We start from the raw sequence: 15271 nt of genomic DNA, 5'->3' as shown, positions 1-15271 counted from the left end.
ATTCCCGCCATGTTCGCCTCCCGGTTTTCCCTCACCATCCTGTGCACCCTGGTGCTCGGGATCAGCGCCTGCGACCAGGTCTCCGAGACGGTCGCGCGACTGCGCGGCCCCGACACCAGTCCCCCGGATTCCCTTCCCGAGCTGCTGAACGACTCGCTGCCGTTCGACTATCCCGTTGGGCTCTACCTCCAGCTCATCGACGACAGTGTCACGCTGCGCCTCCATGTGGATGAGTTCGGGGCTCCAGTGCCCGAGAGCACCGTGGTGGAACTGGGCGCCAAGTACGCGCAGTTCGACTCTGCGGCGTTGATCGGGTCCCGCGAGCTGCGTTTTCGGCCCGCGCGTCGCAAGGGGAAGGCGATTCCGTACACCGTGCTGTTTCCCATCCAGTTCCGCGTGCCCACCCTGCCGGTGGCGCCCGTCGCGGTCGACACCACCAAACGTTAGGCGCGATGCGGATCACGGTGCTCCTGGGCGGGACCTCGGCGGAACGGGATGTGTCGCTGGCGTCCGGGCTGCGTATTGCGGCGGCGCTGCGCGAGCGCGGCCACACGGTGACAGCGATTGACACCGCGCACGGGCCGCTGTTGCCCACCGAGGAGCAGGCGATATTGGCCGGTGGGGTGATGAAAACCGTCCCGCCGGACGTGCAGGCGCTCGTGCGGCTGGAACGGGCGCTGCCGGCCTCCATGGCCAAACTTCCGGAAGCTGACGTGATCTTCCTGGCCCTGCACGGGGGGAGAGGCGAGGACGGGACCCTCCAGGCGCTGCTCGACCTGGGCGGCATTCCCTATACCGGCAGTGGGCACCTCGCGAGTGCGCTGGCGATGGACAAGGACCTGACCAAGCGGATCTTGCGCGAGGCGGGAGTGCCCACCCCCACCTGGCGGATGGCGCCGGTGGAGAAGGGCGACGTGATGATGACCCTGGGGTATCCCTGCATCGTGAAGCCGTCCAAGCAGGGGTCCACGGTCGGGCTGTCCCTGGTTCGGTCGTCCGAGGAGCTGCAGCCGGCCATCGACCTGGCGGCGCAGTTCGATGACGAGGTGATGGTGGAGCAGTTCATCGCCGGCCGGGAGTTGACGGTGGCGATTTTGGGCGACCAGGCGCTTCCGGTTGGCGAGATCATCCCCAAGCACGAGCTGTACGACTACGAGTGCAAGTACACGCCGGGGATGGCGCGCGAGGTGTTTCCGGCCGACCTGACGCTGGTCGAGGCACAGACCGTGCAGGATCTTGCCTTGCGTGCTTTCCGGGCCCTCAAGCTCCGCGGGTGCGCGCGCATCGATTTTCGCATGGATGCGGCGGGGAGGTTCTGGTGCCTGGAGGCCAATACGCTGCCCGGGATGACCCAGCTCAGCCTCGTGCCGCAAGCGGCGGCAGCGGCCGGGATCTCGTTTCCGGAGCTGTGCGAACGTATTGTTGCGCTGGCCCTGCCATCTGGAGTGTAGACGTCCCATGGGAACGACACCGTTGTTGACTGCCGCACTGGCCGGGGTGCCCATGGGGATCCAGCGGCAGGGGGTCTGGTCCGGCCGACGCCAGCTGTTTGTGCGGTTTGCCGGGCCGGCGGAGACGGCGACGATGTACAGCGCCGACGCCCTGGCCCGCGAGCTCAACCGTGGGGTAGAGCGGACGACCTTTCACTCGATCTGCATTGCGGGCCGGGACGCACTGGCCAACGAGGAATATCTGGCAGCGGCGTTCCGACAGGTGACGGCGAAAGTGCCGGTGATGGTCGATACTGATGGCCAGCGCCCGGACGCGATTGCGGCGCTGCACGGCTTTCTCCAGATGGTGCAGGTGACCATCGAGACGCCGGGTCCGGGGGCGGCGACGGACCGGGTGTGGGAGACGGTACAGGCGGCGGCGCGACTGGGCTGTGCCCATGCCGTGGTGGTCGTTGGGGGGGATGACACGAGTGACGCCGATTATTTGCAGATCGTCGAGGGCGCGAGGGCCGCGAGTGCGGAGACGTCGGTGGTGCTGCACCCCGGGCCGGCCGCGGAAAGGGGGATGCTCGACCGCCGCTGGAGCGTTTTGCTCGAGCATGCGATGGCGCGTCACCCCGATGTGCGCGTGGCGTACCGGCTCTCCGGCCCGGCCACGATCCGGTGACGGATGAGCGAGGACGGAACAACGGTGAGGTCCTCGCGATAGATATCAGGCAGGTGTGGTGGGCAGGCTCCCGCGATTCCGGTGGTTATGGCCGTCTCCTTCAACGATGCGCACGACGCCCCGCGGCTGACGCGCGCGGTGCAGTGGTTGATCGCGATCAACGTCGCGGTCTACTTCGTGCAGCTCACGGTGGTCGGGGATGCCAACATGCTCCCGGCCCTTGGCTTCCAGGCGCATCGGCTCTCGGATGCGTGGTGGACCATCGTGACCTACATGTTCGTGCACGCGGGGTTCTGGCACCTCGTGATGAACATGTTCATGCTCTACTCGTTTGGCCCACGCCTGGAGCATCGCTGGTCGGCGGCGGAGTTCAGCAAGTTCTACCTCATTTGCGGCCTGGGTGGCTGGTTGTTCCACCTGGTCTTCGCGCGCGACACCCTGGTCGTTGGCGCGTCGGCCGCCGTGTTTGGCGTGATGGTCGCGTATGCGACCCACTGGCCCGATGACGAGGTGCTGGTGTTCGGCGTGTTGCCGCTGCGGGTGAAGACGCTGGTGGCGCTCCTCGTCGGGGTAAACCTGATCAGCGGGATGGCCACCAGCAGCCGCGGGAGCGGTGTGGCGTACCTTGCGCACCTTGGCGGAATGGCGGCGGCCTGGGTGTACCTGCGCTGGGGGTCGACCGCCGCCCGCATCGAGCGCGTGCGGCAACATGTGAACGTTGAGCCGGACCACCCCGACGAAGCGGGACGCATGGTGCCGCGCCAGATGCCACGTTCGCGTGAGCAGCGCGGCGGGGTCGATGACATCGTCGCGCGCAGCAATGCAGCGGTCCGGCGACGCGAAGCGCCGATGCCGGCACCACCGCGGCGCGTGGCGACCGTGGATGCTGCGCGGGAGAGCGACCTTGATGCCGTGCTCGACAAGATCTCCCGCGAAGGGATGGAGAGCCTGACGACCGGTGAGCGCCGGCTCCTCGAGGACCGCTCGCGCGAGCTGCGCGACAAGCGCTAGGACTTCCCGCGCACGGCTGTCGTTAGGTCCATCCCCGCGTCAGGCGCTGCCTGATATGGCGGCGCTCGCGCATCTCAACACCCACAAAAAAGAGCCCCCCGGGGTTCAACCCGGGGGGCGATGCCGCCACGCCGTTCTCGCGGCGGCGACAGGTCGATGCACAAGGGCAACGACCGTATTTGAGAAGGTACGGCGCGGGTCCGCAGGTTGTCCAGAAGCCCGCACCCGAGACCTGCACCCGCGTCGAATCAGACCAGCCGGCAAGTCCCGGACCAAGGCCTCGTTGATCGCCGGGCTCCGTGCCACCACATTCCCCGGACCATGCCCAAGCCAGAACTCCTCGAGACCTTCGCAAACCCTTATCCGGGAAGGGACTACGAGATCCACATGACCTGCCCGGAGTTCACCTCGCTCTGCCCCCTGGGCGGGGTCGAGTCCGATGCCGCCGAGCTCGAGCTGCTCAAGGGCGGGGCCCCGGACTTTGCCACGATCGAGGTGACCTACGTGCCGGACGAGCTCTGCGTGGAGCTCAAGAGCCTCAAGCTCTATTTCTGGAGCTTCCGCAACGACGGGATCTTCTATGAGCGGGTGGTCAACCGGATCCTGGACGACCTGTCGGAGCGGGTGAAGCCGCGCTGGATGCGGGTGACGGGGGACTTCAACATCCGGGGCGGGATCAAGTCGGTGATCAGGGCGGAGACGGGGAAGCGGTAGGAGGGCCAGTGGGCGGAGGGAAGCACGCGCAACCCGCGAGGTTCGTCAACTGATGCAGCACGGGCAGCACGAGGCTGGAGCAGCACGAGAATAGCGATCCCTCCCCCCCGCGTGCTGCAGCTGCCCCGTGCTGCGCTCTGGTACTGAGAGGGAAATCCTCGCTGCGACGTTCCCGCGAAGGGTGGGCGCGCGTCTTCCCCACGACCCCATCGAAAGGGAATCCCGTGAGCACCGTCCTGTGGGCCAACGTCCTCCGTGGCACCGATGTGACGTCCGACGAGACTGACCGGTACGCCCTCTACAAGCACGCCGACAAGTTGGATGCGATGACGCGCAGGCTCGGGCTCCACGCCTTCAACGAGTTCTGCGACACCACCGACCTCCGGTACAACACGGACGAGGAGGCGGAGCTGCCCGACGGGATGAGCTCCACCAACGAGTTGATGGCTCGCGAGGGGGTCTGGCTCGAGGGGGGCAAGGCCGTCGAGACGCTGGAGCAGCTCCTCAACCACATTCGCGAGCACCAGGTCCGGTTCGGGCTGTTGTCGAATCAGCACGACGAGGTGGTCTCGGAGCTCGAGGAGGTGATCGCCTTCCTGCGCGCCGAGCCGGGATCCGGTACGAAGTTCAACTTCAGCGTCGTGATGTAGCGCTGGACGAACGAACCCGCCGGGGTCGGCGTTGTGTTGGTCGATGACGCGGGGCGGGAACGCGGCGACTTGGCTGCCCGTCCGATACGGCCTAAGTTGTTGTCTGACAATTACCTGACTCGTATGCGGGCCTCGTTCGGGCAGTGCGCCTGAGGCGCAACCGCACGGTACGTGGAGCCCCGTTCATGCGTGTGTTTCGGCTGATGGTGATCCTCGGGCAGCTGGTCGGCCCGCTGCTTTCTGCGCAAGAGCGTGTCCGCCCCGGGGTCGACACCGGGCGCGTCGAGCTCGCTGCTGACGCCCTGACGTTCAGCGGGCGCGACGGCAAGACGGTGGTATCGCTTCCCCGCTTCGAGGCGCCAGTGGCCATCGACGGCGCGCTCTCCGAACCCCAGTGGCAGGGAGCGGCTCGGCTGACGGGATTTTCACAGTTCAATCCCTCGGACGGCGTGCCGGCGCTGGACTCGACCGTCGCGTATGTCTGGTACGCTCCCGATGCCATCTACTTTGGCGCGCGGGCCTACGCGCCCGCCGGGACCGTGCGTGGCACTCTCGCCGATCGCGACCGCATCCAGAACGACGACCACATCCAGTTCATCCTCGACACGTTCAACGACCGGCGGCAGGCGTTCGTCTTTGCCGTCAACCCGTTAGGCGTGCAGAGCGACGGCATTCGCACGGAGGGTGGCGGCGGTGGTGGTGGTCGCGGGGACGAGGCGGTGGTCCTGGTGGCGGCGGGGGCGGTGGTTTTTCCCGCGCCGGACTTGGGAACGCCGACCTCAACCAGGACATGATCTGGCAGTCCAAGGGGCGGATCACCGAGTTTGGCTACGAGGTTGAGCTGCGCATTCCCTTCAAGTCGATCCGCTATCGGGTGGGCTCCGTGCTCAACTGGGGGCTGCAGGTCGTGCGCAACACGCAGCGGAACAACTACCAGGACACCTGGACCGTGACGAGCCGCGGCAATGCGTCGCTGTTGATGCAATCCGGCCGATTGACGGGGATCCATGATCTGCGACGCGGACTCGTTTTGGATGTGACCCCGGTGGTCACCACCGCGTTCAATGGCTCCGACAGTAGCTCGGGGTCGTGGCAGTACGGGGCGAAGCCGCAATTTGGGGGTGATGTGCGCTGGGGCCTCACGCCGAACCTGACGCTGAACGGGACGATCAATCCCGACTTCTCCCAGGTCGAGGCGGATGCCGGGCAGATCCCCGGCGACGTACGCTTTGCCCTGTTCTTCCCCGAGCTGCGTCCCTTCTTTGTGGAGGGGAACGAGCAGATCGACACGCCGAACCAGCTGGTCTACACGCGCCGCATCGTGCAGCCGGTGGTGGCAACGAAGCTGACGGGCAAGATCTCGCGCTTCGACCTTGGCATTCTCTCCGCCGTGGACAACGAGAAATACTCGGCGAGTGGGACGGAGAACCCGCTGTTCAACGTGGTGCGCCTGCGTCGCGACATCAGCACGCAAAGCAACATCGGTTTCACCGTCACCGACCGGCGCGAAGGCAACGACTACAACCAGGTCTTCAATGGTGACGGTCGTTTCCTCATGCGCAACATCTACGCGCTGCAGTACCAATACGCGGCGAGCCGCACCTCGGTGGATGACGTCGGGTCGAACGGCTCGATCTGGGAAGCGAGCTTTGACCGCACCGGCCGCAACTACGGCTTTCGCAACTCCATTGAAGGGGTGAGCCCGAACTTCGCCACGCGCACCGGATTTGTGGCGCGTACCGACTACGTACAACCCCAGGTGAACCAACGCTACACCTGGTTTGGTACACGGGGGTCGCTGGTCGAGCAGATGATGACCTTCCTGAGCCTGCAGGGTACCTGGACCTACGACGACTTCTTCAATGGCGAGGTCCCGCTTGAGACGCGCGCCTCGCTCTCGACGAGCTTCCAGTTCCTGCGTGGATGGGGGATGGGGCTCACGCCGTCCGTGGAGAGCTTCGCCTTCCAGCCGTCGCGGTATGCGGACTACTACGTGGAGCGGAACCGCGGGTCCCTGCGGGACACGGTGAAGTTCAACGTCGGGCACCGCGTGCCGGCGCGGCAGTTGCAGTTTCGCATCACGACCCCGCAGTTCCAGAGGTTTGGCGCGTCGTTCAACACGACGTTTGGGCGTGACGCCGAGTTCTTCGAGACGGCGCAGGCGAAGCGCAGGGACGTGAACGTGACGATTGACCTGCGTCCAACGCCCCAGCTGCGGACCAGCCTGGTCATGTTGCACCAGGAGTTCCGTCGCGTGCGCGACAATACGACGATCCTGCGGACGAACATCCCGCGGCTGCGCATGGAGTATCAGCTGAACCGGGCGATCTTCTTCCGGTTTATCGGGCAGTATGAGTCACGGCTACGGGATGCGTATCGTGACCCGGATGGCGAGCATCCCATCCTGTTCCGGGACGAGGATGATGGCACGTTCACGCGCTCCGAACGATCTCGCACCAACGGACTGCGTGCCGACTGGCTCTTCTCCTACTTCCCGAGCCCCGGGAAGGTGCTCTACCTGGGCTACGGGGCGAGCCTGACCGATACGCAAGCGTTCCGCTTTCAGGAGTTGGACCGCACCAGCGATGGCTTCTTCGTCAAGCTGAGCTGGTTGTACCGAGTGCCGTAGGGGCGAGGTCGGGTCCTCGGGTTTCAGGTGTGAGCTCCCGCGATCGTACGGGGTCGCCACAACAACAAGGCGCGTTGGGGAAACGGTTCAGGCCGCCAGCTCAACGAAACTCCCTATTGACAAAGTGTCGGGGGGGGGTACCGTAGCGCAGGGGTCGCTTTGGAATTTGCACCCTATCCGGCTGATGGCGAGGTGAAGCATGGAGCAGACAAGAAGTAACGAAGAGGTCTCCGCAGGCCGGATGCACTTCGCGCGGGCGACCTCGGGGGTCGTCACGCCACGCGGAACGCGATCACCGCTGGCGACGAGAGTGATCCGAGCATGGCCAGCTGAAAGCTTCGGCGCACCTTCCCCTCGGTATCGTCCAGCTCAGGCTGTGTCGTGGTCACTTCACCGCAGCTGAAGATGCTCGCTCGTCGTTACCTGGTGCCGCTGCTCCTGGGCGCAGTGAGGCTATCGCGCTCGTACACGCTGATGCTTTCCGCCACGTCGGCGATAAGCACTGCGCAGCCGCCCGCGTGCGGCAAGTGCAGCATCGTCCTGACTCCAGTGCGGCAGATCAAGTCTGACCTCATGAGAGTACCACCCTCGGACATCGTTCTCCTTGAGTCCGGGATCGCCGTTCTTGCGTTCGCCGACGGCAAGACGCCCTTGCTGAGTTCACAGGCAGGCGGAGCGGTGCGTGTGTTGAGGCGGCGAGGCGCCGGCCCGAGTGAGTATGGAGACGTTACGGCCCTTCGGGCTATCTCCGGCGAACGGTGGCTGGCAGCAGACAGAGGCAACAGGAGAGTCGCGACTGATGGCATGAAAGGCGAGGGCCTCTGGCGATCCTTCCCCACACCCTTCTCCGTGCTCGACATGGACGTTGGCCCCGGGAATGCGATCGTCCTCAATGCCATTGAGCCCAGTCGTGACCTCGCTGGCTTCCCATTGCGCTGGGTCGACTCAACGGGGCGAACGCTGGTGGCGTTTGGTGAAGAGCAGACAGAGGTGATTCGCATGGACACGCGAGCGCGGATCCACTATCGACGAGTGCTGACGACTGGCAACGGGGTCTGGGCCGCTCGGACCTCGTTTCGATATGAGTTGACGCGATGGGACATTCGGGGAACCAGAGTTTCTCAGGCTCCCAGAACAGCGGATTGGTTCCCTCCGCAGAGCGATCGCGTCGAGGCGCCACGAGCTGAACCTACGCCACCCCAGCCAGGCATCGCGGCGCTAGGCGTGATAAACGACACTCTTGGGGTCGTCCTTGGAAGCGCCCTGCGATCGGACTGGAAGCGTGGGATGAAGCTCGTGGCGCCTCGCGAGGCCTCCCAAGCCGCTTCTCACGTCACACCCAACGTGGCGCGCTGGGAGGTGGATGACCCCACGAAGGTGTTCGACTCGGTCCTTGATGTCTTTGACTTGCGGAGCGGCAGGCCGCTTGTGACGCGTCGACTGTCAGGTACGATACCGTATGTGCCGAGTGCAGGAACACTAGCCGCGCTAAGCTTCGATGATGACGGGGAAGTCGTCATCACCTTGCTTCGCATTGCGGTTGCACCTGAGACGTAGGGCCCCCGGCTGGGGGTGTTGGATGCACACATCTCATTCAGGAGGAACACCAATGCGAGGCCTAGTTGTCTTGGCGGCAATCGCCGCAATCTCACTTGCCGCAGCGCGTTCCGAGAGTCCTTCGAAGGTGGCACGGGTGGACTCGGCCTGTCCAACATGCGTCGACTGCTCTTGTGGATTTCCTTGGTGCAGTGACCGCCATTCAACGGAAGAGAGTGGGGGGGAGAAGATCGGCCCTGGGCACGGATGCGATACTGACGCCTGCAACTCACACGTCGACTGCGGGGTGTCGTTTGTGCCCTCCTTCTTGGAGCGGGATCCCGACGACCGGCTGAAGGCGCTGGAGCGATTCAACGCGGACTTCGACAAATTTGGCAAACTTGGCCTGGCTGAGGTCGCGCGTTTCGTAGAGCAGCACCCAGGGCGGGCGGCGATCAACGCGGAACGCGGCCTACTTCAATTGATGAGCTGCGACAGCGTGACGGTACTTGCCCAAGTGCCCCTATCTCGCGCGGCACAGGTGGCCCTCGGAAACTGATTGTTGCCCGAGCCCCCTGATCGGCTCGGGCAAGCCATCACGGACCCGGCCGAGCGAACAAGAACTGCCAATTCGCGCGCAAATGGCGCCGTCTCGGATTTGGGACGGCGCCAGCGGTTGCATCGGCAAGCCCAGATGCTATCGCCGAGATACAATTGCGCTCGTTCAGTTGTCGCTCGCGGAGGGGAGCTGAGGCCCTCCTGACGCGGTCCATGCGACGGCTTCGGCCCGACGCTGGTACGATGACCAGGCAGGGGTGACCTCCTGAAGGTTCACCAGCGATCAGGGCAGGCGTCTCCTGCGGACCAATGCGTTCCTGTAACGTGCAGTCTTGGTCGGATGGAATAGCTAGACCTCGCTGGCAACGTCCCGCCGTCAGCGAGCGCAAAATGCATCCACGGGACGGAGCAGATCGCCTATCGGCGCATTCGGGTCAAATCCGACTCCGACGCCATGAACGCAAAGCCCGGCCACCCTCCGGACGCGACGGCCCGCGTGAACTGGGCGCGGGCAGCGGTCGTGTCGCCGCGGACCAGGTGCCAGTTGCCAAGGCCAAACGACAACGTCGCCACCTGGACGTCAATTGTGTCCGCGGGCGTAAATAGGGCGCCGGGTGGCAGCTCGCCCTTGTAGAGGCGCAGCCGTTGCGCGTAGGCGTTGGCAATGCGCGTGACGGAATCCGGCATGCTCGCCAGCAAGGCGCGCGCCTCGTCGCGTCGTCCCGCGCGCACCAACGACATCCATCCCCAGTCGTAGCTGCCGGCGAGTTCACCGGGATCTGGTGCGATGACGCGCCCGCGCGCAAACGCCGTGGCGGCCGCTGCAAACTCGCCCTTGAGGAAACGAATCACCCCCAGGTGGTACCATATGCCATAGACGGCGGAGTCCAGCGCCATCCCACGGGCAAAGTCGGCCAACGCCTTGTCGTGCTCGCGGACCGAGAGATAGCGATGTCCGCGCCAGCGATAGAGCAGGGCATTGTTCGGCGCGACGGCGATGCCGCGTGTATATGTCTCGATCGCCTCGCGAAACTGGCGTGCCCCGGACTGGGCGGCACCAAGCGCCAGGATGGCATCCACGCTGCGCGGGTTGGCCGCGACGGCCTGCTGAGCACGAGCGATGGGGCCCGTATCTGCCTGCGACCGGTACGTCACGCCGGCCGGTGTGCGATACTGCACCGACTGGGCGATGGACTGGCGGGGCGCTGCGGTGGCGACCATGGCCGCCACCAGCAACGTGTGTGTGGTCACGCCGACGTGGCGTCGGGCGCGGACGGCGAAGGGGCGAGTTGGCATGTCCCCAAGCTGCACGCCGCCAGAGGACGTCCGCCAGTCCGCCGTGCCTGTTACCGCACCACGGACTTCACGTCCCACACCACGGTCGTCCCTAGCTTCAGTGCATCGATCCCGGCGCGCACCTTCGCCAGGTCACCAACCACCACGATGGTCGCACGGTCCGGGGTGAGGTACCGACGGGCCACGCGCTGCACCTCGGCGGCCGTGACGCGTCGTACCGCGGCGGCAAAGCGAGGCAGCTCGCCTAACGACAAACCAAACGACTGGAGCTCCGCCACCTGGCCCGCGACCTGGGTCGTCCCCTCCAGGTCACCGGGGAGTTGCAGCTCCAGGTAGTTCTTCGCGCGGTCGAGTTCGTCCGCGCTGACCGGCGTCTCGCGGATGGCGCGCAGTTCGGCGAAGAACTCGACCAGCGACGAGTCCGTCACGTTGGTGCGCACCGACGCGGAGGCGTTGAAGGGGCCCGGCACCTTGCGGAAGACAAAGCCGGACCCCGCCCCGTACGAGTACCCCTTGGTTTCGCGCAGCTTCATGTTGAGGCGCGAGGTAAACGACCCGCCGAGGATGGTGTTCATGACCATCAGGGGCGCGTAGTCGGGCGAGGTACGTGACACCCCAGGCCATCCGACCTGGATCACCGACTGGGCGGCGTCTGGCTTGTCGATGAGGTACACCTGCGATGCACGACGCACTGTGGGTGAGACCGTGATGGCGGGAGTCACGAGGCCCATGCCACTTGCGCGCCAATCTCCAAAGCGCGCCGCGATCGCTGCCCGTGCCTGGGCGAGCGAGATGTCCCCGACGACGATGAAGGTCAGTCGCTCCGGTCGCACGACGGACTGGTAGAACGCGCGGACCTTGGCCGAGTCCAGGCTGGCCGTGGTTGCGGAGTCGCCGTTGGTCGCGCGATGGTAGGGATGGCCTTCGGGGAAGACCGCCTTGCTGAACGCCAACCCGGCCACGGCCTCGGGGCGGTCGCGCGTCTGCAGGTATCCGGCGAGCCGGAGGTCGCGCTGCCGCCGAACTTCAGCGCTGCTGAACGTTGGCCGCCGAATGACGTCGGCGAGCAGGTCCATCGCGGGGTCGAGCGACCGGAGGGCCACCTTCAGCGAGACCGAGTACCCATCCCACGAAGCCGTGCTCGAGAGATTCGCGCCGAGGAAGGCGATCTCCGACTGGAGTGTCGCGGCATCGCGAGTGCCGGCACCGTCGTCCAGCAGCCCCGCCATGAAGGTGGAGATGCCTGGGGTCTTGCCGTCGAGTCGCACACCGCCGTCAATGGAGGCGATGACCTGGACGAGCGGCAACTCTCGCTGCTCGACCACCTTGAGACGGATCCCGTTGGGCAGGGAGGTGGTGAGGACGGGGGGGACGACCAGGCGCGCAGGTGGGGCGAGCGTGGGGGCGCGGGTTCGGTCGAACGCGGGCTGTGCCTGGAGCGACGTTGCGACGGCAGCCGCCACGAGAAGCAGCATCGTCGGTCGCCAGATGAGACGCTGGGCCCCGGATCTGCGCTCGCTGTCGCTCGCTTGTCCGGGGAACATCGCGGCAACGCGTCCCGTCGACCCCCCGTGCGTTGCTCCCCCCACGCGTCCCGGCGAAAGCCGGGACCCAGCGTCGTTTGCGGATCTCATTGGACCGTCCTCCGCGTTGCGGCAAGTTCCTTCTTGCCTTGCGGTACGACGCTCAGGGTGACCCGCGGGCCCTTGAGGTAGGTGTTCACAACGCGCTTGATGTCGTCGGCGGACACGGCCGCGTAGCGATCCAGGTCAGCCTGGAATCCGTCGGCCGTGCCCGTGAGGTAGTAGTAGTTGTTGAGCTGGTCAGCCTTGGCGTTCACTGATTCCAGCCGGTTGAGGAACGAGGCCTCGATGGCGTTCCGTGCCTGTTGCAACTCGCGGGCGGATGGGCCTTCGGTCGCGAGGCGGGCGAGGTGTTCGTCGATGGCGGCGGTGAGTTCGTTGAGTTTCTTGCCCGGGCGCGCCGTCGCCACGACGGCAAAGTCGCCATCCAGCTTCTTGCTGCCGTTGAAGGCATTGACGCTGGTCGCCAGCTCCCGCTCGTAGACCATCGCGTTGGTCAGGCGTGCGTTGCGCGCGCCCGTGAGGAGGTAGCTCACAAGGTCGAGGGCCGCATCGTCGGCGTGAAAGCTCTTCACCGCGTGCCAGGACAGGTAGACGCGCGGAAGCTGCACGCGATCCTCCGCCACGATCACGGTGTCGCGGACCGTGAAAGCCGGCGGCGTCGGACGCGTGATCGCGGGGCCACGCGGAATGTCACCGAACATCTGGCGCACGGCGCGTCGCACCGAGTCCGTCCTGACGGCACCGGCCACGACGATGACCGCGTTGTTCGGGGCGTAGTACGTGCGAAAGAAGTCCTTCACGTCGTCGAGCGAGGCCGCGGACAGGTCGGCCATGCTGCCGATGACATTCCAGCTGTAGGGGTGGCCCGCCGGGTAGAGCGCGGCCGGCAGGATGTCGCCGGAGAGTCCATAGGGCTGGTTCTCGTAGCTCTGCCGCCGCTCGTTCTTCACGATGTCGCGCTGGGCGTCGAGCTTGGGGAGGTCCATGGTCGGCAGGAGCCAGCCCATCCGGTCGGCTTCCAGCCAGAGCATGAGCGGCAACGCGTTGCTGGGTCCCGATTCGAAGTACGCCGTGCGGTCTTCGTTAGTGGTGCCGTTGTTCGAGGAGCCCGACGCCTCCAGCCGCGTGTCGAACTCGGGGTAAGGGGCATGCTGCGACCCCATGAACATCACGTGCTCAAAGAGGTGGGCGAAGCCGGTGCGCCCGACCTTTTCGTCGCCAGAGCCGACCAGGTACCAGACGTTGGTCGCGACCGTGGGGACCGAATGATCCTCATGGACGATGAGGGTCAGGCCGTTGGGGAGTGTGTCGACGGTGGCGGGCACCTTGAGGCGCGGCGCCTGGGCCGACAATGCCGCGGGGAGCGCGGCGAGGAGGAGGAGGGTTCGCATGTTGGGGGCGAGCGGGTCCGTAAGTTCGACCACCACCGGCGCTGGAGCGTTGGCTACCGGGTTGGGCCGCGTGGCATCGTACGCACGACGAGCCCCGAAGTGCCAGGCGGGTGGCCTTACCGGGCCCACCCTCCCTGCGACAGCTTACCCCCATGGAACTCCCCTTCTCCCCCCTCGAATTCGCCCGCCGAGCTCGGCGACTTTATCCCGAGCGACTGGCCGTGGTCGACGGCGACCGGCGCTTCACCTACCGCGAGTTCCTCGACCGTTGCGACCGCTGGTCCGCCGCCCTGGAGGGGATGGGGGTGGGGCCCGGTGATCGCGTCGCGTACATCGCCCCCAACACGCACGCGCACCTGGAGGGGTACTACGCCGTCCCGGCCACGGGTGCGGCGATTGTCCCCATCAACTATCGCCTCACGCCGGACGACTTCACCTACCTGATCAGCCACAGCGGATCAAAGGTGGTCTGCGCCCATGCCGACCATCTCGACGCCATTGATACGATCCGTGAGCAGCTTCCAAACGTGGAGCATTTCGTCGCGCTCGAAGGCGGTGATGGGCGGCCGGGGTGGCTCGATTACGAGTCGACCCTGGGCGCGACGACGGCCGCGCCCCTTCGGCCAGCGATTGCCGAAACGGAGCTGATCAGCATCAACTACACGTCCGGGACAACCTCGCGGCAGAAAGGGGTGATGATCACCCACCGCAATGCGTGGACGAATGCGGTCGGCACGCTGGTGCATCACCACATGACGTGCGACGAGCGGTACGTGTGGACCTTGCCGATGTTCCATGCCAACGGCTGGACCTTCGTCTGGATCGTGACCGCGGTCGGCGGGGCACACATCTGCGTGCGCAAGGTGGAACCGGCGCGCGTGTTCGAGGTGATCCGCGCCGAGCGAGGGACGATGTTGTGCGCGGCGCCCACCGTGTTGATCGGGATCTCGAATGCCCCGGAGGACCAGCGACGTGGGGTGCCGCGTGGGGTGCGGGTCTTCACGGCCGGCGCTCCCCCAGCGGCAGCGACCATCGAGCGCGTCGAGGTCGACCTCGGCTGGGAACTCACCCATGTCTACGGGCTGACCGAAACGGCGCCGCTCATCACCATTTGCGAACCCCGTCCCGAACATGCGGCGCTGCCCCCGCACGAGCGTGCGGTGGTGAAGGCGCGCCAGGGGGTGGAGCTGATCACGAGTGGTGAGCTGCGCGTGGTCGATGAGTCCGGGCACGAGGTGCCGGCCGATGGTGCCACGTTAGGCGAGATCACCGTCCAGGGGAACGTGGTCATGAAGGGGTACTTCAACGACCCCGACGCCACCAACGCCGCCATTCGGGATGGCTGGTTCCATTCCGGCGATGCGGCGGTGGTTCACCCCGACGGCTACGTGGAGATTCGCGACCGGATCAAGGACGTGATCATCTCCGGTGGGGAGAACATCTCGTCGGTTGAAGTCGAAGGGTGCCTGCTGCGGCACCCGGCGGTGCAGGAGGTGGCAATCGTCGGGATGGCTGACGAGAAGTGGGGCGAGGCGCCGCATGCATTCGTTGTGTTGCGTGCGGGGGCCACGGCGACGGGCGACGAGTTGCGCGCCTTCACGCGGGAGCGGCTGGCCCACTTCAAGTGCCCCAAGGAGGTGCACTTCGTGAGCGAGCTGCCCAAGACGGCCACCGGGAAGATCCAGAAGTACGTGCTGCGCGGGGGAAGGTCGGCGATCGCGAAACAGTAGGTCGCCTCTTGGCCCTGCGGGCCTCACGGAGTCACACCGAAGCGGGGAGGTG

The 15271-nt window shown here is 65.9% G+C and carries 14 protein-coding genes; 11 read left to right on the top strand and 3 right to left on the bottom strand.

Features of this window, described 5'->3' with window-relative positions; translation table 11 throughout:
- Positions 1-9: 9 nt before the first annotated feature.
- From IPK85_06405 to IPK85_06360, 10 genes are all read left to right on the top strand, one after another.
- The gene (locus IPK85_06405; protein MBK8247013.1) at positions 10-447 is read left to right on the top strand and encodes an energy transducer TonB; all 438 of its coding nucleotides are present in this window, start codon (positions 10-12) and stop codon (positions 445-447) included.
- 5 nt (positions 448-452) lie between these two features.
- Positions 453-1451, top strand: a complete 999-nt coding sequence (locus IPK85_06400) for a D-alanine--D-alanine ligase (protein MBK8247012.1) — start codon at positions 453-455, stop codon at positions 1449-1451.
- Between the two features lie 7 nt (positions 1452-1458).
- Complete coding sequence (locus IPK85_06395) at positions 1459-2118, top strand: hypothetical protein (protein MBK8247011.1); 660 nt, start codon at positions 1459-1461, stop codon at positions 2116-2118.
- An 87-nt stretch (positions 2119-2205) separates the two neighbouring features.
- Entirely contained in the window at positions 2206-3129 is a 924-nt protein-coding gene (locus tag IPK85_06390) for a rhomboid family intramembrane serine protease (protein MBK8247010.1), read from the top strand.
- A gap of 309 nt (positions 3130-3438) precedes the next feature.
- The gene (gene queF, locus IPK85_06385; protein MBK8247009.1) at positions 3439-3843 is read left to right on the top strand and encodes an NADPH-dependent 7-cyano-7-deazaguanine reductase QueF; all 405 of its coding nucleotides are present in this window, start codon (positions 3439-3441) and stop codon (positions 3841-3843) included.
- A gap of 224 nt (positions 3844-4067) precedes the next feature.
- Positions 4068-4493: a hypothetical protein gene (locus IPK85_06380; protein ID MBK8247008.1), complete on the top strand. Its 426-nt coding sequence runs from the start codon at positions 4068-4070 to the stop codon at positions 4491-4493.
- Between the two features lie 185 nt (positions 4494-4678).
- Positions 4679-5287, top strand: coding sequence for a hypothetical protein (locus IPK85_06375; protein ID MBK8247007.1), 609 nt, complete (start codon positions 4679-4681; stop codon positions 5285-5287).
- Positions 5284-7122: a hypothetical protein gene (locus IPK85_06370; GenBank protein MBK8247006.1), complete on the top strand. Its 1839-nt coding sequence runs from the start codon at positions 5284-5286 to the stop codon at positions 7120-7122. The genes IPK85_06375 and IPK85_06370 overlap by 4 nt, the downstream gene beginning before the upstream one ends.
- An 804-nt stretch (positions 7123-7926) precedes the next feature.
- The gene (locus IPK85_06365) at positions 7927-8679 is read left to right on the top strand and encodes a hypothetical protein (GenBank protein MBK8247005.1); all 753 of its coding nucleotides are present in this window, start codon (positions 7927-7929) and stop codon (positions 8677-8679) included.
- Positions 8680-8974: 295 nt separating this feature from the next.
- Entirely contained in the window at positions 8975-9217 is a 243-nt protein-coding gene (locus IPK85_06360; GenBank protein ID MBK8247004.1) for a hypothetical protein, read from the top strand.
- Between the two features lie 416 nt (positions 9218-9633).
- On the opposite strand, the gene IPK85_06355 is transcribed toward IPK85_06360, so the two are convergent.
- The 3 genes from IPK85_06355 to IPK85_06345 form a co-directional block, all read right to left on the bottom strand.
- Complete coding sequence (locus tag IPK85_06355) at positions 9634-10512, bottom strand: tetratricopeptide repeat protein (GenBank protein ID MBK8247003.1); 879 nt, start codon at positions 10510-10512, stop codon at positions 9634-9636.
- A gap of 50 nt (positions 10513-10562) precedes the next feature.
- Complete coding sequence (locus IPK85_06350; GenBank protein MBK8247002.1) at positions 10563-11987, bottom strand: insulinase family protein; 1425 nt, start codon at positions 11985-11987, stop codon at positions 10563-10565.
- Positions 11988-12142: 155 nt separating this feature from the next.
- On the bottom strand, positions 12143-13489 hold the full coding sequence (locus IPK85_06345) for an insulinase family protein (GenBank protein MBK8247001.1): 1347 nt from the start codon (positions 13487-13489) through the stop codon (positions 12143-12145).
- Between the two features lie 152 nt (positions 13490-13641).
- Between IPK85_06345 and IPK85_06340 the strand changes: the two genes are divergently transcribed.
- Positions 13642-15219, top strand: coding sequence for a long-chain-fatty-acid--CoA ligase (locus IPK85_06340; protein MBK8247000.1), 1578 nt, complete (start codon positions 13642-13644; stop codon positions 15217-15219).
- Positions 15220-15271: the final 52 nt, after the last annotated feature.

The organism is Gemmatimonadota bacterium (genome assembly GCA_016712265.1).
Taxonomy (GTDB): domain Bacteria; phylum Gemmatimonadota; class Gemmatimonadetes; order Gemmatimonadales; family Gemmatimonadaceae; genus RBC101.
Note: the sequence above shows the minus strand (reverse complement) of the source record. Positions and strands in the feature narration are given on the sequence as shown.

What these genes read in the sequence shown, in the direction of transcription:
- IPK85_06405 (MBK8247013.1), top strand. Translation starts at nt 10, where the DNA reads ATGTTCGCCTCCCGGTTTTCCCTCACCATCCTGTGCACCCTGGTGCTC.
- IPK85_06400 (MBK8247012.1), top strand. Translation starts at nt 453, where the DNA reads ATGCGGATCACGGTGCTCCTGGGCGGGACCTCGGCGGAACGGGATGTG.
- IPK85_06395 (MBK8247011.1), top strand. Translation starts at nt 1,459, where the DNA reads ATGGGAACGACACCGTTGTTGACTGCCGCACTGGCCGGGGTGCCCATG.
- IPK85_06390 (MBK8247010.1), top strand. Translation starts at nt 2,206, where the DNA reads ATGGCCGTCTCCTTCAACGATGCGCACGACGCCCCGCGGCTGACGCGC.
- IPK85_06375 (MBK8247007.1), top strand. Translation starts at nt 4,679, where the DNA reads ATGCGTGTGTTTCGGCTGATGGTGATCCTCGGGCAGCTGGTCGGCCCG.
- IPK85_06370 (MBK8247006.1), top strand. Translation starts at nt 5,284, where the DNA reads ATGATCTGGCAGTCCAAGGGGCGGATCACCGAGTTTGGCTACGAGGTT.
- IPK85_06365 (MBK8247005.1), top strand. Translation starts at nt 7,927, where the DNA reads ATGAAAGGCGAGGGCCTCTGGCGATCCTTCCCCACACCCTTCTCCGTG.
- IPK85_06355 (MBK8247003.1), bottom strand. Translation starts at nt 10,512, where the DNA reads ATGCCAACTCGCCCCTTCGCCGTCCGCGCCCGACGCCACGTCGGCGTG.
- IPK85_06350 (MBK8247002.1), bottom strand. Translation starts at nt 11,987, where the DNA reads ATGCTGCTTCTCGTGGCGGCTGCCGTCGCAACGTCGCTCCAGGCACAG.
- IPK85_06345 (MBK8247001.1), bottom strand. Translation starts at nt 13,489, where the DNA reads ATGCGAACCCTCCTCCTCCTCGCCGCGCTCCCCGCGGCATTGTCGGCC.
- IPK85_06340 (MBK8247000.1), top strand. Translation starts at nt 13,642, where the DNA reads ATGGAACTCCCCTTCTCCCCCCTCGAATTCGCCCGCCGAGCTCGGCGA.